A 19,111-nucleotide genomic window follows, 5' to 3' on the forward strand; every position below is an offset into this window, starting at 1 on the left:
CTTGCCTGCCATACTTTAAAAACATATGCATACCCTGTTATTCAGCAAAGGTCGGAAGCGTGTTGGCAATGCCAGCAATCTTCCGGCCTCTTTATTTTTTGGGGTACCGAAGACCTTTGGCTAGAGATACCGAAGGCAAGGCAAAAGTATAAATTCTCCTCCTCTCCTCAATTAGAGTGATTTTGCCTCCAATTGAAAAAGCATCCGGCAGCAAGTTTAAGGAATTACTAAGGAATGATTAATAACTTGTTAAACAATCTCCTTGTGCACCCGATCTCAATCTTCTGTTTTGAGAAATTCCGATACCGAGACAGACTTGGGGAGGCTCTCGATATCTTGAATTTCGCTTTCATGGGCAAAAAACTCGACTTCTTTGTCATCAATCTGGATCTGATAGCTAGCGGTAGCAGTCACAATCCGCCGCTTTTTTTTATCTTCTATTAAAACCCAACACACCACAGGCCTTACCCACCTCTCAACGTGCTGGCTTTGCTTCGTACTCCCAAAGGCATACCAGCCTTTAGCTTCAATAATTTGAAGCACTTTAAAATCGTTACTTGCCATAAATATCAGGTTCGCGTTAACTTGACTATTATTCTGAGATCGAAGGGCACGCTTCCTAAGCGGAGCAAAGCTTTGGAAATTATAAGCTGGACTGGACAACCAGATTTTTCGTCGGGAATCAGCCAGTTAGCAGAGCATAGTCTGCTTTGTTACTCGCTAAAGTTAGTTCGATATTTTGCTACTCTCCCACAATTACGGGGAAGTATCGATACCGCCTCCTCAAAAAGTAGTCTTGCCCTCGGCTCAACACCAGCTAACTCAATCTTCGCTAGCTGCATTTAAGTGGATGCCAACTGCTTCTAACGCCTGGTTGGTAAGAGCGATGGGCATACAAGACTGTTCGGATTTTATGCTGCAATCAACGGTCATTTTTACCAGCTCTGCTAAAAATTAACTAAAGATTGCCGCTTTCAATTCTAAGCCTGGGTGCGCGTAATTCTCAATTAATTGTATGGTGTAGTTGATTATTGCCAAACTGTCGATCGCACAAAACAGCCGTGTCTAACTCTTCGATTACCATCACCGTTAAACTATTCGCCGCCTTCAGTGAAGCCTACGGCGTTTCGGAACTTACACTAGAACTTCCTCCCGAAACCCCGGTATCTGAAGTGCTCGAAAGCTCGATCGGCCAATACCCTCAATTAGAACAGTGGCGCGATCGTACCCGCTTCGGCGTCAACCTAGAATTCGTCTCCCCCGACACCATCCTCCAAGACGGCGACGAAGTTGTACTCATCCCCCCCGTCAGCGGTGGATAATACAATTTTGGATTTCCTCAAGGTACGTAGTTGCGCTTCAGCGCTCTTTCTTTATATCTATGAAAGAGCGCTTGCATCGCAACAACGTACCTTTGCTTTAAATATGAGAGTTGCGTCTAGGACTTACCCAGCACAAAAAACTTTATAAAGTTTTGAAATTAGTTTTGCAGCAAAATTGTTCTTGAGTTCGGTTAATTGAGATAATTTTCCTCTGGGCCAGCATTCCCCAGCAGAGCTTAAAACCCTTTCTGAGAAAGAGATTGAGGACTATCAGTCAACCTCCAATTTCGGGCAAGAAACTGCCAAAAATTAATCCCGACTAAAAAAATCGGGTATAGTTGACGGGGTAGATCGAGCGTGCTAATCTTTCCTAAGACTTAAGAAAACATCGCAAAACTAGAGAGTTGAGCTATGACCCAGGCGACCAGAACCCAATCCACAGCAGCAACCTTCACAGCCCTCAAATGTAAAGAATGCGGCGAAGAGTACGAACTCCAAGCCAAGCACGTCTGCGATTGCTGTTTTGGCCCGCTAGAAGTCAAGTACGACTACGACGCCATCCGCCGCCGCGTCACTCGCCAAACCATCCAAGCAGGCCCCAACTCAATCTGGCGCTACCGCGAATTTTTACCAGTCGCTACAGAAAACGTCATCGATGTCGGCACGGGGATGACTCCTTTAGTAAAATCCCACCGCTTGGCACGCCGCCTCGGTCTCAAAAATCTTTACATTAAAAACGATGCCGTCAATATGCCCACTCTGAGCTTTAAGGACAGAGTGGTGTCAGTCGCCCTCAGCCGAGCGAGAGAATTGGGTTTCACAACAGTATCTTGTGCCAGCACTGGCAACTTAGCTAACTCCACGGCTGCGATCGCCGCCCACGCCGGACTAGATTGCGTAGTCTTCATCCCCTCCGACTTAGAAGCAGGCAAAGTCCTAGGCACCTTAATTTACAATCCGACTGTGATGGCAGTTCACGGCAACTACGACCAAGTTAACCGCCTCTGCTGCGAAGTAGCCAATACACACGGCTGGGGATTTGTCAACATCAACTTGCGCCCCTACTATTCCGAAGGCTCGAAAACCCTCGGCTACGAAGTTATCGAACAACTAGGTTGGAAATTGCCCGATCACGTAGTTGCTCCCCTCGCTTCCGGTTCTTTGTTCACCAAAATCTATAAAGGCTTCAACGAATTCACCGAAGTCGGCTTGGTTGAAGGCAAGAAAGTCCGGTTCAGCGGCGCTCAAGCTGACGGCTGTTCCCCGATCGCCCAAGCATACCGCGAAGGTCGCGACTTCGTAACACCAGTCAAACCGAATACAATTGCTAAATCGATCGCGATCGGCAATCCAGCAGACGGAATGTACGCCCTCGACATCGCCCGCAAAACAGGCGGAAACATCGAATCCGTCAGCGACACCGAAATCATCGAAGGCATGAAACTGCTAGCAGAAACCGAAGGCATCTTCACCGAAACCGCAGGCGGCACGACGATCGCAGTCTTGAAAAAACTCGTAGAAGCAGGTAAAATCGACCCCGAAGAAACCACCGTCGCCTACATCACCGGCAACGGCTTGAAAACCCAAGAAGCCGTCCAAGGTTACATCGGCGAACCCATCACCCTCGAACCAAAACTGGAAGCCTTCGAGCGCGCCCTCGAACGCGCCCGGACACTCGAACGTTTGGAATGGCAGCAAGCTTCTGTTTAATAGTTATTGGTTGTTGGTTATTGGTTATTGGAATCAACAACTAACAATTAACAACTGACAACTCACAACTGACAACTCACAATTAACAACTAACCATGACCGTTAAAGTTTTAATTCCCACACCACTGCAAAAATTCACTAACAATCAAGCCACAATAGAATGCGGTGGTGCAAACATTTCCGAACTGATTGAAGCGTTAGAAACAAATTGTCCCGGCATCAAAAAAAGCCTGTGCGACGAACAAGGATCGCCTCGAAGATTTCTCAACTTCTACGTCAACAGCGAAGACATCCGGTTTTTGGAAGGTACGGAAACTGCTCTTAAAGATGGTGATGAAGTGAGTATTGTCCCAGCCGTTGCTGGTGGTTGATTTTTGACCGCAGATTTAAGCAGATAAACACAGATGAACGCAGATAGTTGTTAAATCTATCTGCGTTTATTTGTGGTTAAAATCGATTGATTTTTTTTGAGAAAATTTGACACTAAAAAAGCTGATTTATGAATCAATACGGTTCAGTTAACACTGTTAATTCCCCGGAGATCCCCCTCGCATCCCCCTGATAGTCGGAGGACGAAAGAGCAACTTCTTGTTTTCTTGTTCAGTATTCTGACCATAGCAATCCTAAATCATTTGTGAATTTCTTACTTTCTCCCCTTAGTAAGGGGAGGGTTGGGAGGGGTAAAACTTTTACGACTCCTGCAATGATTGCTATATCTGCATCATAAAATCAGTCAATAGTCTAATCTCAAATATTTACGCATTAACAGCTTTTCCTAATACTTGTCTTAGCTCATTCACCTGACAATTTTGTGCCAGTTGAATCAAGTGTTGAGCGAAAGCAGCGCATTCCGGATGAGTTTGTTGTACATATGCGGCAACTTCGGCAAGTTCGTCTAAATCCCCCCATTTGACTAAATCGTTCAGTTGCGCTAGAAGGTTGGCTGGGGGTAGCTGCGACTCTCGGATGTCGGATACAGGAGGTGTCGGTTCTGGTGTCGCCACATTTTCATACACCCATTCCAACTTCAGATATTTTTGTAGCAAAGCCAGCAACAATTCTGCGTCAATGGGTTTGGGCAAAAAGTCGTCTGCACCCGCATCCAAACTTTGAAATTGATCGGCTTCAAAGACACTGGCTGAGGAGGCGATCGCAACGACTTGTTTCAATGTTGGCGATTGGCGCAGGTGTTGCAGCAATTCAAAGCCGTGCATTACAGGCATCATTAAGTCTGTAATCACTGCATCGGGTGGCTGTGTAACGGCTTTTTCTAGCGCTTCTTTTCCATTGCTTGCTTCGATAACTTCAAATCCAATTGGTTCAAGAAGATTAACTAATACTGCACGATTTTCCCACTTATCATCCACCGCTAAAATGCGCTGTTTTGTGCCTCGATATCCTGCGATCGTACCTTGTTGAGAGGTGCGAGAAATTGTTGCCCAACTTTGCGATTCTGGAACTTCTATATCGAAAGAGAAAATACTTCCTTTACCCAGTTGGCTTTGTGCCTTAATTTGACTGCCCATTAACTCCACAATTTTCCAACTAATTGCCAGTCCCAAGCCAGTGCCTTCTGCTTGTTTTTTCGTATTTCCCACTTGTTCAAAGGGTAGAAAAATTGTGTCTAATTGCTCTGGAGTCATCCCAACTCCTGTATCGCTAACTTGGAAGCGCCAGCGATAGGTTGATGGATCTGATGCGATCGCCTGTGCTTGAATCGCGAAAGTCACGCCACCTTGTTCTGTAAATTTGATGGCGTTTCCCAGCAAATTAATTAAGACTTGTCGCAGCCGCTTTTCATCAGCATGAATACCGACAGGTAGGTTAGATTCGGGTACGTATATAAAGTCAATTCCTTTTTCTTCGGCACGGACGCGACAAATTTCGGTAACTGCTTCTAAAAAAGAGGGAAAATGGAAATCTGTGGGAATGAGTTCTAGTTTGCGAGCTTCAATTTTAGAGAGGTCTAAAATATCGTTAATTAAAGTTAAAAGGTGATATCCGCATTGATAAATAATCCCCAATCCTTTTTTATGTTTTTTCTCCAAGTGCTTGGAACGTTGAAGGATTTGGGCATAACCAAGAATGCCGTTGAGTGGAGTTCTCAGTTCGTGACTCATATTAGCGAGAAATTCGCTTTTGGCTTGATTGGCATTGTCGGCAGCTTCTTTAGCTTGTTTGAGTTCGATCGCGCGCTGTTGGGATTCTTCAAGTAAAATTTTATTTTCCTTTAAAGCCCCTGCTAATTGTTCAGTGCGATCGCGAACTCGCTGTTCTAAGTTACTTAGCAAATCGGATAATCGCTCAATTGTAGAGTTCACACCCAATTGCAGCTCTCCTATTTCATCGGATTGAATTTTGCGATCGCAGCGCACATCTAGACTGCCGGATTCAACTTGTTTGAGAATCTGTAAAATTTCTTTAATTCTGCTAAATATTGTAGAATTAAACAGCAATAAAATTGCAGCAGATGTTGCAGCAATACAAGTAGATGACCCCAGTAAAAATATAATAATAATGTCTTTCTTGCGGTTTTGAATTCGCTCGATTCCAGCTTTGATATACAAAAAACCAATCAATTTTCCATCTTCTAGACGCAGCGGTGCAATGTGGATTAATCCATCGGAAACTGCGATGACTTGCTTCACCTTAAAGGTTTGCTCGAAGTTTTCCTCAATCTTGAAGCCTGCGATCGCTTTAACCGATTTGCCTACATCCTCTGAATTCATCGAATAATAGACTTTGCCGTTAGTTCCAATTGCTAATGTATCTAATAACTTTTCTCCCACAAGGTTTTCCATCACAGCGCGATCTCTGACTGCTTCATAATTTAGCAACCCTTGAGCAATTAGTTTTGCTGGCAATTGGATTTGTGTTGTGAGTGTTTTATCAATCTCATTAGAAAATCGATTGACATAGTAAGAACCCATTAAAGTGAGTGCAACGATCTCAACACCAATGACTGCTGTCCCAATCTTAAATGCTAAGCTTTGCCAAAACTTTTTCATGATTTATTGAATTTTCGATAAAATTTGTTGGTAGGAATTTTTAGCAGTAATCTCACCCGCTAGAAGATTTCTGATTTGTTGATGAAGCACCTTCGATAAATTGCGATTTTTGGCTCCAAATAGATAACCCGTGTAGTTAGAATAATGCACATTGGCACCATACCGGGCAGTGATATCACTTTGAAACTCTCCGAAACTATCTATCCCAGATTCAGCAACAGCGAGATTTCCCCTAATTCCCGTCGGATTTCTGGTATAGCGAACCCATTTTTCTGCAACTTTTGGTGTACACCAATTCATCAGCAATTTAATAGCGCTATCGCGATTTTTAGAGTTTTTTAAGACTCCCCAAGTTGGGATATAACCTCCTAAATAATGGTTAGTTTTTTGAAAAGAAGGCAGTTCTACAGGGACAATCTTAGACATTTTTTGAGCATCCATTCCGTGCCAGTGGCTGTACATCCAAGTGCCATTGACATAAAAGAGAGCGCGATCGTCCAACATGAGATGTCGGGTATTTGCCCAATTATTTTCTCGATGCGATGGAATCAATGGATTAAACTTACCTAGCGTTTCTAATGCTTGTAATGTTTTGAAGAGGGCAGCATTCTTTTCAGATGAACCGACTTCCGATTTGGCTTCCTTAAAATCTAAAATTTCTGATTTGACTAAATTTTGAAACAGAATCTCTAGTGTCATCCAATCTTTGCTCTCATAAAATGTGGCGATGTTATTTTTAGTTTGGCGATTGTAGAGATTTACAGCTTCAGCATAACCGAGGAGGTCATCAAAAGTCATTCCTTCATATTTGATTTTAATGCCTATTTGAGCGGCAACATTTTTATTATAAAACAGCGCATGATAATATCCCTCTATATAAGGGCCGACTAAAAATCCCCCGGTTTGATTGCGATAGCTCGGATCTTGAATAATAAAAGGTTTTTGTGTTTCTGTAAATCCTGCAACTTCTTCAAAGTTGACGAGATGTTGTTCTCCCCATTTAGGATTGCCTAACTCTTCTGAAACTAGGGTGTAAATATCTTCATCCAACCAAACAATATCCCAATCTAACTTTCCCGATCGAATTGCAGATGCGATCGCTTTGGCTGTCCCCGGTTTATGCGCCAAATTCAGTTGTTGCCAAAATTTAAGTTTGAGAGCGATATTCTGATGTAAAAATGAGAACTCTTGTGCCACTTCTCGTACCAAAACCTCGCGTTTATCTTCCCTTAACCAGTGCCCCATCCAGTTAAGCTGATTTTGAGCAGCAAAGGAATTTGAATCATTTTCACCAGTCAACTCAATACCGCGCTCTCTAGGAGGGGAATCAGAATGAAATGGGAATGGATTGCAGCTTGTGAAGCCGAGTCCAAGTGCAAAAAAAGGTAGTGTATTAAATGTTCTACGTTTCATAAAGTTTATTGGTGTCACACCTTATTTATAGTCTACCCTAGGGCGTCGGTACAGTAGAATATTTTGACAAAAAGAACGAAATATGTGTTATGTAGGGGCGATCGCATGAGGGCGACAGTAGATCGCGACGCGATCGCCAACCATTTTTTTTTCCTCATGCGATCGCCCTGCCAAGGTCTACATCAACATACATACTATGCCACTTGTGTCAATTTCTTTTACTGAACCGATGCCCTAGTTGCTCGGTAAAATTAACTTTCGATGCTTTATAAAACATTCACACTGAAACGGTATAACTGAGGAAAGCGGTTGCTATAAATGCTTAAGTTTCAGCATTTAATTAAGTAAAATTAAATAATGGGAGTGGTGGTAAAAATAAAACTTTTACCACCACTCCCATTGTTTAATAAATACCATGAAAAATCGATCCAATTTAATAGCTAATCCTTCTTTTTAGGGTCGATAGGATTTAGATCGTTCCCGGTGGCATCCGAATAATATATTTGGATGATTGAAATACTCACCGACCTGAAGGAACGGTGATTCTTGACGCTTCATCGGGGAAAAGCTACCGAAGTAGTCTTACAGTCCCGAGCGCGTCCGTTTAAAGTCGTGGCGATTCCCCATCCCGACTTGTTCTATATTCTTAGCAGCATTCTCATCTCTATCTTGCTCGGTGCCACAACTTAAACAAAGAACCGAACGAATAGATAAATCAATCTTGCCCCATTTAAACCCACAGTCTGCACACACTTGACTGGTAGGTTCCCATCTACTAATTACTTTGAACTCCCTACCAAACTTCTCCGACTGACGCTCGCAAAGTGTTCGGAATTCTCTCCATCCTTGCCGACTAATTGCCCTGGAAAGCTTCCGGTTTTTGACCATGCCCGACACGTTCAAATCCTCCAAAACAATCACTTGGTTTTCGTTAACTATTTTGGTTGACAATTTGTGCAGGAAATCTTTACGGGTATCGGCAATTTGATTGTGCAACTTGGCAATTCTGATGCGAGTTACATTTCTTCTCCTAGAATCTTTTGGTTGGCGGGCTAATTTGCGTTGCAGTTTGCGAACTTTCTGGTCTAACTTTTTATAGCTAGGACTTTCGGCTTTCTCGCCATTACTCATCACCGCAAAGGTTTTAATCCCTAAATCAATCCCGATACTTGGATTCTTAGCCTCAGACTGAATTGGCTGAACTTCTACGACAAAACTCAGGAAATAGCGGTTTGTACAATCCTTGATTACCGTGACAGAGCTAGGCTCAGATGGTAACTTTTGCGACCAAATCGGCTTGACAATCCCAATCTTGGCTAAATAGACACCACCGTCCTCCGACCTGGAGAAACCGCGAAGAGTAAATCTAGCAGATTAATTGTTAGTCCTCTTTTTGAACTTGGGATACCCAACTTTACGTCCTTTTCTCTTTCCTTTGCAGGAATCGAAAAAGTTCTTAAAAGCTGTCTCCAAATCGGCTACGGATTGCTGCAAAGGAACTACCGATACTTCCCTTAGCCAGGCTCTTTCTTCGGATTGCTTGGCTTGAGTAATTACTATTTTCTGGAGTTCTGCTGATTTAAATCTTCTTTCTGATTGCTTGCAAAGTGCAAGAGCATCGTTCCAGGCTAGCTCGAACACAGCCAAACAATTGAGCCAAGCTCTGTCGTTGTTGGTCGGTTGGATAGATTCTGTACTGATACCTTGCTTTCATTATTTTTTGCTGTTTGATTTACTCGACCATACCATATATTATTGATCTAATCGATAAAATTAAAGAGAATTAAAGCCGTCCTATAAGGACGGGGCTTCAGACCCATTCTTTTGGTGAGAGTGCGAGCGGATCGAAAAGCGACATAGATCGATCGCTAAGACGATCGCACTCTTATAATTCCAATGCTACCGGATTTGATATTATCTGCCGTTGAAAAACAAATCCCTGGCGCAAAGCCAGGGATTACTAATACTAGGAGACAACGGAAGCTACTTTTGCAGCAGTCCGAGGACGACGACGACCTGTTACTGCGTTAGCCGGGACTGGTACTGGGGATGGCAATGATGGTGATGATGATGATGATGGTGATGATGATGATGCTAGCTTAGGTGCTTCAATCGAAAGCTGAGCTCTTTGCACAAATTCCGATCGCACTGCTTCTTCAGGAATTTGCATCAGGAATACCAGCATCGGATTGCTTTGCAGTTGCCGGCGCAGCACTCGCCCAATTGCTTTTTCGATTTGGGTTTGAACTCCTACCCAGTCAACATTAACTGGCGATTCAGCAGTAGCAGGTAGGACAAATTCCGACCAGCGATCGCTCAAAACTGTTTCAATGGTTTGATTGATTAGTCCGATCGTTTCCGCGCGATCGGCGGATGTCACTACACCTTTTAAGTGGACTTCTGGCTTAGCGACTAACTTGCCTTCCCAGTTCAAAGCTGCCGCTACCGTTACAGCGCCATCTCCGGCTAACTGCTGACGTTCCTTGAGGACGTTTGCTTTGACTACGCCCGATCGCGAAGAGTCTACCAATTCAATTCCTGAAGGCACTTTAGTACCGAGTCGCATCGAATTTTCGGTCAACTCAACCACATCGCCGTTGTCAATAATCACCATATTGCTCGCGGGAATGCCCATGCTTTGAGCCGTCTTGGAGTGCTGAACCAGCATCCGGTGTTCTCCGTGCACGGGTAAGAAGAACTTGGGACGAGTCATGTTAATCATTAACTTTTGGTCTTCTTGACAACCGTGGCCGGAAACGTGAATTCCTTTGTCGCGGCCGTAAACCACGTTTGCTCCCAGCATCATCAGTTTATCGATCGTATTTACCACTGCGATCGTATTTCCAGGAATCGGATTAGCCGAGAAAATGACTGTATCGCCCTTTCTGATTTTCACTTCATGATGTTCGCCGTTAGCAATGCGAGTCATCGCCGCCATCGGTTCGCCTTGGGAACCTGTAGTTAAAATCAAAACCTTGTCATCTGGCAAATTGCGGATTTCTTTCAACGGTTTGAAAATACTATCTTCGCATTTGATGTAGCCGAGATTGCGGCAGTGAGCGATGACGTTCAGCATCGAGCGGCCAACCACTCCGACATACCGATTGTTTTTCTTAGCCAATTCCAAAACAATTTGCAATCGGTGTACCGAAGAAGCAAAAGTCGTCAGCATCACTCGTCCCGTTGCTTGAGCGATAATTCTGTCTAAATTCGGAGCTACAGAACGTTCTGAAGCGGTAAAACCAGGAACTTCCGAGTTAGTAGAATCGCTGATCAAGCACAGCACGCCTCTTTCGCCGTACTCCGCCAGCTTTTGCAAATCAAAATGCTCGCCGTCTACAGGAGTGTGGTCAATTTTAAAGTCTCCAGTGTGAATAATAATTCCGACGGGAGTGTGAATTGCCACAGTGAAACTGTCGGCCATCGAGTGAGTGTTGCGAATGTATTCAACTAAGAAATGCTTACCAATTCTGACCGTATCCCGGGGGCGAACAGTCCGCAATTCAGTGCGGTGAGACACTCCGGCTTCTTCCAATTTTCCGGCGAGCAAAGCCATCGCCAAGCGCGGGCCGTAGATGACTGGAATTTCAAATTGTTTGAGGTGATAGGGGATGCCACCGATGTGATCTTCGTGACCGTGAGTCACGATCATACCTTTAATTTTGTGGTTGTTTTCCCGCAGGTAAGTCATGTCTGGGAGGACAATATTTACACCGTGCATTCCATCTGTGGGGAAAGCTAAACCTGCATCTAAAAGAATTATTTCGTCGCCGTACTCGAACACACAAGTGTTTTTACCGATTTCGTGCAGCCCGCCGAGGGGAATAACTTTTAGAGCTGATGCAGTTGTATTTTTGATCATGCGTATCCTTTGTTAGTTATTTTTGTTATGAGTCTGTTGTCTGTTGTCTTTTGTCTGTCGTCTTTTTTCGGCTGTTGGTTAGTAGGGCGATTTTTTTCCACATATTTATGATGGAAAACTCCCCTGCGGGTTTTGCGAACCCGTACAGTCAGTTGTCTTCAGTCTTGAGTCTTTTATTCCCAGTCTTTAATCCTTGACAGTCAGTTACTTACTAACAGTTAATGACTAATGACTGATGACGTTCGCGAGTTCCGAGGCTCGCACTACTGACCGATCGCAACTAATATTCAGTTGTCTGAAAACTCGTTCTCGCCTATCTAGCTAGCAGATACTGCGGCTAGCTGACTCAGTACGTCCTTTAACTTTTGAGTTACCTCAACGGGCGGAGCGCACAGGGGCGGACGGGTGGAACCCACATCCCAGCCTTGAAGTTTAAGAGCTGCCTTAACAGGAATGGGATTTGTGGTGAGAAAAAGAGCTTTAAACAGGTCAAAAAGTTGCAAGTGAATCTGGGTAGCGACTTGAACTTGACCGGCCTCGAAAGCTTTAATCATCTGTTGCAGTTGCTCTCCTACCAGATGGCTGGCTACGCTAACTACACCAGATCCTCCTACCGCCAACATTGGCAAAGTTAGGGAATCATCTCCAGAATAGATCGCAAATTCCGGTGATGTCAAGCACCGAATTTGACTTGCTTGATCTAGGTTGCCACTTGCTTCTTTGACTGCCACAATGTTGGGGATTTCTGCCAATCGAGCTACTGTCTCGGGCAACATATTCTGGCCAGTGCGACCGGGGATGTTATATAACATTATAGGCAATTCTGGAGCAGATTGCGCGATCGCCCGAAAATGATTGTACAAACCTTCTTGCGGCGGCTTGTTGTAATAAGGAACTACCTGCAAACAGCCGTCTAACCCGAGTTTAGCTGCTTTTTGCGTAGCTTCGATGGCTTCTGAGGTCGAATTCGACCCGGCTCCTGCGATTACCAAAGCTTTACCGGCTACTGCCTTTTGTACCACCTGAAATAATTGGTACTCTTCATCCCAGCTCATAGTGGGAGATTCGCCCGTAGTTCCGCACATTACCAAGCTATCCGTACCGCGATCGGCTAAATGAATTGCCAATTGTTCTGCTACCGCATAGTTAACGCTGCCGTCTTCCTTAAACGGCGTAATCATTGCAGTCAGAACCCGTCCAAACTTTACCACACTTTCTCCGATTTTAGACTGTTGATTTTTGATTTTAAATTTTTGATTTCAGATGCAAGATTTATCTAAAATCTTCATTTCAATTGCCCTATTGTCAGATTCAGTCGATTTTAGATGTTAAATTTTAGATGTTAAATTGACTCCACAGATGAATCTGGGTTCTTCAACTAGGCTCTAAAATTTTGAGATCTCCACTCCTGACGTAGGGGACTTGCATCTATTTTTTGGGCCCACTCGCCCTAAGTAGAAATAGCCGCTGCTTGTTGGATTTGCAGCAAACCTTTGTCTGCTAGCAACTCAGCTATTTGCACCGCATTTAAAGCAGCCCCTTTGCGAATTTGATCGCCGCTCAGCCACATCTCCAACCCGCAGGGGTGAGAAATATCTTGGCGAATCCTGCCGACTAGCACTTCATCCTTACCGCTGGCCTCGACGGGCATCGGGAAATAATTAGCTTGCCAGTCTTCTACCAGCTTAACGCCGATCGCCTCCTTTAAGATTTCCTTAGCGTCGATCGGGCTAAAAGGCTCTGCAAACTCCAGATTAATCGCCTCCGAATGGGCGCGGAGTACGGGAACCCGGACGCAAGTCGCACTAATTCTAATCTCGTCAGTACCAAAAATCTTCCGAGTTTCGTTGACCATTTTCATCTCTTCCTCACAATACCCTAAATCGTTAATTGGTGTATTGTGCGGAAACAAGTTAAAAGCCAAGGGGTAGGGAAAAATATCGGTTTTGGGAATTTCCCCTGCCAAAATTGCTCTGGCTTGATCTTTCATTTCCTCCATTGCCCTGGCGCCCGCGCCGCTGGCAGACTGGTAAGTCGCTACAACTATGCGCTTGACTGGTTTAACTTTGTGCAGCGGCCAAACGGCAACTGCCATCAAAATCGTGGTGCAGTTGGGATTAGCAATGATACCTCGGTGAGTTGCCGCAGCTTGGGGATTGACTTCGGGAACAACTAGAGGTACCGTCGCATCCATACGGAAAGCGCTGGAATTGTCGATTACCACGGCCCCGGCTGCCACTGCTTTCGGAGCCCACAGTTTAGAGATAGAACCGCCGGCGGAGGCGAGCACTAGATCTACATTATCGAACGATCGCTCCGATACAGCTTCGACCGGCAGCATCTCGCCGCCAAAGGGCAAAGTTGTGCCTGCTGAACGTTCCGAAGCCAGCAGCTTCAAGTCTGAAATGGGAAAACTCCGGCTGTGCAGGAGTTCTAGTAACTCGGCACCGACTGCGCCGGTGGCTCCTAAAATGGCAACTCGATAGGATTGAGACAAATTAGTTTCCTCCACAAATTAGAGTCTAAACGATCGAAATCTAAAATTTAAATAACTGCAATACTGAATAAGCTTTTGTGCATCTGGAGAGGGGGAGAGGGGGAGAGGGGGAGAGGGGGAGAGAGAGGATTTTTGATCGGTTTAGGAAATATACAATTTCAATGCACAGTAGCCGATCGAACTAAATTAATTTTATGCGACATCAGGGCGCGAGCAGATGGCAAGGGTGCAAGTAACCGAGGTGGTCGATCGTACTCAATCTTAGTTTAGCATCTTTTGCCATCTGCTCGCGCCCAATCCACATCAAGTTGGTTTTGGGATACCTGCATTTGAGCAAACGCATCCATTCAATCCGATCGCCCGCTCATGCCGGTCGGATTGACATCCGAGGGCGATATATGCTATGGTGCATCGGCTATTAGCTCGACAGACGGAAATCCCCACAGTATAGTAATACTCCACTTACTGTGGGATGAAAGGCGAGCGAGATGACGATTCCACCCGCCTGCCAACAAGCGCAGGTCTTGGGAGTGGGCGGGTGAATCAGGAGACGAGCAAATAGAACCAAAACTTTCCCCAGTAAGGGTTTGAATGCTACGATTGTAGTTATTGGGCAGCCGAAAATGCTACCAATATACTGAACCTTGACAACTGAAGATAGGGGGTTTCGTAGGGAAGTGACACATTTAATTGTGGCGGCCTCCTGCGAGTAAAATTTTCAAGGCACGAAGGTGCTTGGAATTTCATTTTTGAAACCAAGAGTGGGGCGGGACGTGTTCCTCACTATAAAATGCCGTAGAGGGAAACAATTGGAGTACCTTGAAGGAAGATCTGGATATCCTTAACAGGACTCAGATGCCTACACCATAACGCTTGCAATTGGTGTAGGAGCGTCACTGGACTTAACCTCCACATTCCTAGCAGCAAAACCTAGTATCCTCAAACCAAAACTATTTGGCAAGAGCGAAAAAAGTAGCCGGAAACGACTTACAGTCTCATCCGGTAGAGGTGTTGGTAGTTATGTCGCTACAAGTCAAAGCGTACAAACTTAAAATGCAAGCAAAGTCAGATTTGTATGTATTTTATCAAAATTGTTAAATATCACAAAAGCCGATGAAAGTAACCCAGGAAAAACTTCCAGCCAGTCAAATTGGTTTGGAAATCGAAGTGCCATCAGAAAAATCAAAACAAGCTTACGAGCAGGTAATTAAACAATTCGCTCGCGAGGTCAATATTCCTGGGTTCCGCAAAGGCAAAGTTCCCCGCCAAGTTTTGCTACAGCGCCTGGGCCAGACTCGCTTGAAAGCTACAGCTTTGGAAAATTTGATTAATGATTCACTGCAAAAAGCTCTCGAACAAGAAAAAATTCCGGCAATTGGCAGTTTTGAACTCCGCACTGAGTTTGAAGAATTGCTAGGAAAGTTCGATCCAGAACAGCCTCTGACTTTTTCGGCTAAGGTTGATGTAGAACCCGAAGTAAAAATGGGTCAGTACACCGGCTTGCAGCTTCAAGCAGAAGAAGTTAAGTATGATGAGGCTCAGGTAGATGAGGTACTGGCAAAATATCGATCGGACAAAGCGACTTTAATCCCCGTAGAAGGCCGGCCAGCTCAATTGGGAGACATGGCTTTGGTTGATTTCGCAGGTAAATTTGCCGAAGCAGCCGAAGGTGAAACTCCCGCAGAAATTCCCGGCGGCGATGCCGAAGACTTTCAAGTAGAATTGTCGGAGAATCAGTTTGTACCGGGCTTTATTCAAGGCATGATCGGGATGAACCCCGGAGAAACTAGAGAAGTTTCCGTCCAGTTCCCTGATGAATATAGCAGTGAAGAATTGGCGGGAAAACCAGCAGTATTTACGATTACTCTGAAAGAACTGAAGGAAAAGGAATTGCCGGAGTTGGACGACGACTTTGCCCAAGAAGTTAGCGAGTTTGAAACTTTAGCACAACTGCGCGAATCCCTCGAAACTCGGTTTAAAACAGAGCAAGAAAACAAGTTATCAGTTAATAAGGAAAAAGCCATATCAGCAGCACTGGTTCAGCTCATAGATGTGGAAATTCCCGCAACAATGGTCGATCGCGAAATCGATTATTTGCTCAACCAACAAGCCATGCAGTTGAAAAATTATGGCATAGATATCAACCAACTGTTTACCGAAGAAAATATCGGGCCGATGCGGGAACGCTCTCGTCCGGAAGCAGTAGAAAGGCTCAAACAAACTCTAGCTCTGGCAGAAGTAGCCAAGCTGGAATCCTTATCTGTTGAACCAGCAGAAGTAGTAGCAGAAGTAGCAAAAGTCAGAAAGCAGTTTCCCAAAGGGAATTTTGACCCTGAAAAGTTGCGGGAATTTGTAGCAGAAGACTTGCTAAAACAAAAAACCCTGAAATGGTTGGAAGAAAAAGGGACAATTGAACTCCTACCTGAAGGCTCTTTGACTCCAGCAGCAGAGGAAGAAGCAGAAGAATCAGACGCCGAAGAGTCTGCTGAAGCAGTCACGAGCGCGATCGACGTGGAAGTGGTAGGCCAAGAGTAAAACCTTCTAGTTTTGCTTCTAGAAACTACCAGCGTAGGGTGCACAACGCGTAGATTTGTGCTAAAAAGCACGTCAAACGCAGTTATAGATTGTTGTTGGATGGTGTGGTCCAGATCCGGAGGTACTCAAATTCCCCCTTCTTAAGGGGGATTTAGCCTAGGGGGCAAACGAATATTTATCAACTCTTAAGCTTAAATTGATACGAATGCCTCGCACCTGATGCTTGCTATAACATGGCGCGCGGGGGCTAGAAACCCGGTTTCTTAGGGTCACGCAGTCAAACCAAGTTTTTGCAACAGAAACCGGGTTTCGGTTGGCGCATACTAAAAACAGCCACGATTGGTGAGTAACTCTTTTAACTCATTCACTCTACCAGCGTTACGCCGATCGCAGCCATCAATCTCGATCGCTCAAAACTCTCCATTCCCCCCATCTGGCTTCAGAAGAGGCATAATAGTTAAAAGCTGGCGGCTTAATTTCAAGCTTTCATCAGCAGCAAATTGTCTAGAATCCTTGACTGGTGTCTTATGGTGGTATCTCAATCTTCCAATTACCTAATTACAAGCTATAACGATTTTGATGTCAGCTCCAGCCCCAGCAATGTAGTGCCGATGGTACTAGAACAGTCGGGGATGGGCGAGCGGGCATTTGACATTTACTCGCGCTTGCTGCGGGAGCGCATTGTGTTTTTAGGAACTCCCGTAACTGACGAAGTGGCTGATTCGATCGTAGCTCAGCTATTGTATCTAGATGCCGAAGACCCAGAAAAAGATGTCCAAATGTACATCAATTCCCCCGGCGGCTCGGTAACGGCGGGTATGGCAATTTATGATACCATGCAGCAAATTCGCCCGGATGTGGTGACGATTTGTTACGGTTTGGCTGCAAGTATGGGCGCATTTCTGCTGACAGCGGGAGCCCACGGAAAGCGGATGTCTCTTCCGAGTTCCCGGATTATGATCCACCAGCCGCTCGGAGGCGCTCAAGGTCAAGCAGTAGATATTGAGATTCAAGCCAAAGAAATCCTTTATCATAAGCGTAAGCTGAATCAATTGTTAGCGCACCATACTGGTCAACCGATCGACAAATTAGAGGCAGATACAGAACGCGACTTTTTTATGTCAGCCGATGAAGCCAAAGATTACGGATTGGTCGATCGAGTTATCGCAAAAGAAAACCTTCCGGCTGCGGGAGAAAACGTCACTGCACTGAATTAAGAGGCTGTTATGTCTAAGTACGACTCCCATCTAAAATGTTCGTTTTGCGGCAAGTCTCAAGAGCAAGTGCGAAAGTTAATCGCAGGCCCCGGGGTTTATATCTGCGATGAATGCGTTGATTTGTGCAATGAAATTTTAGATGAGGAGTTGTTTGATTCGAGTGCTGTGCCCGCAGCAGCAGCGGTTCCGAAGCAGGAAACAACGCAAAAACGCCGCGCTACCTCGGGCAAAAGTATCTCGATGAGCCAAATTCCCAAGCCGAGGGAAATTAAAAATTATCTCGACGAAAATGCGATCGGTCAAGAGGAGGCGAAAAAAGTCCTCTCGGTGGCAGTTTACAACCACTACAAGCGCCTCAGTTTTATCCATGCCAAAAATAGCGGCAAGCACCCGCCGGAAGAAGTAGAACTGCAAAAATCGAATATTTTGTTAATCGGGCCGACGGGCTGCGGCAAAACTCTCCTGGCTCAGACTTTGGCGGATATGCTGGACGTGCCGTTTGCGGTGGCTGACGCGACGACGCTGACGGAAGCCGGCTATGTCGGAGAAGATGTGGAAAATATTTTGCTGCGGCTGCTGCAAGTGGCAGATATGGACGTGGAAGAGGCGCAGCGCGGAATTATTTATATTGATGAAATTGACAAAATTGCCCGCAAGAGCGAAAATCCTTCGATTACTCGGGATGTCTCTGGGGAAGGAGTGCAGCAGGCTTTGCTGAAAATGCTGGAGGGGACGATCGCCAATGTACCACCCCAAGGCGGCCGCAAGCACCCGTATCAAGATTGCATCCAAATTGATACCAGCAATATTATGTTTATTTGCGGTGGCGCTTTTGTCGGTTTGGAAAAAGTGATCGAGCAGAGAACGGGTAAAAAGTCAATGGGTTTTATTCAGCCGGGAGAAGCTCAGCCGAAGGAAAAGCGGGCCGCTGATGTGCTCAAGCAACTGGAACCGGACGATTTGGTAAAATATGGGATGATTCCAGAGTTTATCGGGCGGGTGCCGGTGGCGGCGGTGTTAGAGCCGCTGGATGAGGAAACGCTGATGGCGATTTTGACGGAGCCCCGCAATGCTTTGGTGAAGCAGTATCAAAAGCTGCTAAAAATGGATAATGTACAGTTGGAGTTTAAGACGGATGCGATTCGGGCGATCGCGCAAGAGGCATACCGCCGCAAAACAGGAGCGCGGGCACTGCGGGGAATTGTCGAAGAATTAATGTTAGATGTGATGTACGAGTTGCCGTCGCGCAAGGATGTGACACGGTGTACGATTACTAAGGAAATGGTTGAGAAGCGATCGACTGCCGAATTGTTGGTGCTTCCGTCTTCGTTGCCAAAACCAGAATCAGCTTAAAAGCATCGGTTTTCAGGATAGCAATTTGATCGTACAAAATTGTAAAATTCCTTCTCATCAAATTTTCGGACGGGCAAGATGCCCATTCCACAAGAAAAAAAAGTTTTTGTGGGATGGGCATCCTGCCCGTCTTATTTTCGGACGGGCAAGATGCCCGTTCCACAAGAAGAAAAAAAGTTTTTGTGGGATGGGCA

At 45.2% G+C, this 19,111-nt stretch carries 16 protein-coding genes; 7 read left to right on the top strand and 9 right to left on the bottom strand.

The genetic code is table 11. The annotated features are described in order from the left end of the window. Positions 1–180 (top strand): hypothetical protein (locus tag JGK11_RS14000; protein WP_293206433.1); only part of this gene is annotated, 180 nt, incomplete at its 5' end. Between the two features lie 96 nt (positions 181–276). Here JGK11_RS14000 and JGK11_RS14005 read toward each other — a convergent pair. After that, the gene (locus JGK11_RS14005; RefSeq protein WP_193973219.1) at positions 277–564 is read right to left on the bottom strand and encodes a hypothetical protein; all 288 of its coding nucleotides are present in this window, start codon (positions 562–564) and stop codon (positions 277–279) included. Positions 565–1,061: 497 nt separating this feature from the next. On the opposite strand from JGK11_RS14005, the gene JGK11_RS14010 reads away from it, so the two are divergent. The 3 genes from JGK11_RS14010 to JGK11_RS14020 all read left to right on the top strand — a co-directional run bounded on the left by JGK11_RS14010 (position 1,062) and on the right by JGK11_RS14020 (position 3,403). Next, positions 1,062–1,322: a MoaD/ThiS family protein gene (locus JGK11_RS14010; RefSeq protein WP_293181042.1), complete on the top strand. Its 261-nt coding sequence runs from the start codon at positions 1,062–1,064 to the stop codon at positions 1,320–1,322. Positions 1,323–1,733: 411 nt separating this feature from the next. Further along, entirely contained in the window at positions 1,734–3,032 is a 1,299-nt protein-coding gene (gene thrC, locus JGK11_RS14015) for a threonine synthase (RefSeq protein ID WP_293181039.1), read from the top strand. A 95-nt stretch (positions 3,033–3,127) separates the two neighbouring features. Continuing rightward, positions 3,128–3,403 (top strand): MoaD/ThiS family protein, encoded by a 276-nt coding sequence (locus JGK11_RS14020; RefSeq protein WP_293181036.1) that lies wholly within the window; start codon positions 3,128–3,130, stop codon positions 3,401–3,403. 384 nt (positions 3,404–3,787) lie between these two features. Here JGK11_RS14020 and JGK11_RS14025 read toward each other — a convergent pair whose 3' ends face one another. The 8 genes from JGK11_RS14025 to JGK11_RS14050 form a co-directional block, all read right to left on the bottom strand. Next, complete coding sequence (locus JGK11_RS14025) at positions 3,788–6,040, bottom strand: ATP-binding protein (RefSeq protein ID WP_293212084.1); 2,253 nt, start codon at positions 6,038–6,040, stop codon at positions 3,788–3,790. 3 nt (positions 6,041–6,043) lie between these two features. Further along, positions 6,044–7,453, bottom strand: coding sequence for an extracellular solute-binding protein (locus JGK11_RS14030; protein ID WP_293181030.1), 1,410 nt, complete (start codon positions 7,451–7,453; stop codon positions 6,044–6,046). Positions 7,454–8,035: 582 nt separating this feature from the next. Next, entirely contained in the window at positions 8,036–8,764 is a 729-nt protein-coding gene (locus JGK11_RS32890) for a transposase (RefSeq protein ID WP_363319158.1), read from the bottom strand. 63 nt (positions 8,765–8,827) lie between these two features. Beyond that, complete coding sequence (locus tag JGK11_RS32895; RefSeq protein WP_363319161.1) at positions 8,828–9,094, bottom strand: hypothetical protein; 267 nt, start codon at positions 9,092–9,094, stop codon at positions 8,828–8,830. Then, positions 9,033–9,167 carry a helix-turn-helix domain-containing protein gene (locus JGK11_RS32900; protein ID WP_363319154.1) on the bottom strand — a complete coding sequence of 45 codons (135 nt, stop codon included), beginning with the start codon at positions 9,165–9,167 and terminating at the stop codon, positions 9,033–9,035. Before JGK11_RS32900 ends, JGK11_RS32895 begins: the two co-directional genes overlap by 62 nt. Before the next feature lie 252 nt (positions 9,168–9,419). Further along, positions 9,420–11,315, bottom strand: coding sequence for a ribonuclease J (locus JGK11_RS14040; protein ID WP_293181027.1), 1,896 nt, complete (start codon positions 11,313–11,315; stop codon positions 9,420–9,422). A 317-nt stretch (positions 11,316–11,632) separates the two neighbouring features. Next, positions 11,633–12,526 (bottom strand): 4-hydroxy-tetrahydrodipicolinate synthase, encoded by an 894-nt coding sequence (dapA, locus tag JGK11_RS14045; protein WP_293181024.1) that lies wholly within the window; start codon positions 12,524–12,526, stop codon positions 11,633–11,635. Between the two features lie 239 nt (positions 12,527–12,765). Continuing rightward, positions 12,766–13,812: an aspartate-semialdehyde dehydrogenase gene (locus tag JGK11_RS14050; RefSeq protein ID WP_293181021.1), complete on the bottom strand. Its 1,047-nt coding sequence runs from the start codon at positions 13,810–13,812 to the stop codon at positions 12,766–12,768. Positions 13,813–14,925: 1,113 nt separating this feature from the next. Here JGK11_RS14050 and tig point away from each other — a divergent pair. The 3 genes from tig (at position 14,926) to clpX (ending at position 18,917) form a co-directional block, all read left to right on the top strand. After that, positions 14,926–16,347 carry a trigger factor gene (gene tig / locus JGK11_RS14055; RefSeq protein ID WP_293191043.1) on the top strand — a complete coding sequence of 474 codons (1,422 nt, stop codon included), beginning with the start codon at positions 14,926–14,928 and terminating at the stop codon, positions 16,345–16,347. Positions 16,348–16,874: 527 nt separating this feature from the next. Beyond that, positions 16,875–17,564 (top strand): ATP-dependent Clp endopeptidase proteolytic subunit ClpP, encoded by a 690-nt coding sequence (gene clpP / locus JGK11_RS14060; protein ID WP_293181015.1) that lies wholly within the window; start codon positions 16,875–16,877, stop codon positions 17,562–17,564. Between the two features lie 9 nt (positions 17,565–17,573). Then, entirely contained in the window at positions 17,574–18,917 is a 1,344-nt protein-coding gene (gene clpX / locus JGK11_RS14065; protein ID WP_293155744.1) for an ATP-dependent protease ATP-binding subunit ClpX, read from the top strand. Positions 18,918–19,111 lie beyond the last annotated feature (194 nt).

Origin of the sequence: Microcoleus sp. PH2017_34_RAT_O_A, assembly GCF_020737885.1 — a bacterium.
Taxonomy (GTDB): domain Bacteria; phylum Cyanobacteriota; class Cyanobacteriia; order Cyanobacteriales; family Microcoleaceae; genus Microcoleus.

What these genes read in the sequence shown, in the direction of transcription:
- JGK11_RS14005 (WP_193973219.1), bottom strand. Translation starts at nt 564, where the DNA reads ATGGCAAGTAACGATTTTAAAGTGCTTCAAATTATTGAAGCTAAAGGC.
- JGK11_RS14020 (WP_293181036.1), top strand. Translation starts at nt 3,128, where the DNA reads ATGACCGTTAAAGTTTTAATTCCCACACCACTGCAAAAATTCACTAAC.
- thrC (WP_293181039.1), top strand. Translation starts at nt 1,734, where the DNA reads ATGACCCAGGCGACCAGAACCCAATCCACAGCAGCAACCTTCACAGCC.
- JGK11_RS14040 (WP_293181027.1), bottom strand. Translation starts at nt 11,315, where the DNA reads ATGATCAAAAATACAACTGCATCAGCTCTAAAAGTTATTCCCCTCGGC.
- tig (WP_293191043.1), top strand. Translation starts at nt 14,926, where the DNA reads ATGAAAGTAACCCAGGAAAAACTTCCAGCCAGTCAAATTGGTTTGGAA.
- clpP (WP_293181015.1), top strand. Translation starts at nt 16,875, where the DNA reads ATGGTGGTATCTCAATCTTCCAATTACCTAATTACAAGCTATAACGAT.
- JGK11_RS14030 (WP_293181030.1), bottom strand. Translation starts at nt 7,453, where the DNA reads ATGAAACGTAGAACATTTAATACACTACCTTTTTTTGCACTTGGACTC.
- JGK11_RS14025 (WP_293212084.1), bottom strand. Translation starts at nt 6,040, where the DNA reads ATGAAAAAGTTTTGGCAAAGCTTAGCATTTAAGATTGGGACAGCAGTC.
- clpX (WP_293155744.1), top strand. Translation starts at nt 17,574, where the DNA reads ATGTCTAAGTACGACTCCCATCTAAAATGTTCGTTTTGCGGCAAGTCT.
- JGK11_RS32900 (WP_363319154.1), bottom strand. Translation starts at nt 9,167, where the DNA reads ATGAAAGCAAGGTATCAGTACAGAATCTATCCAACCGACCAACAACGA.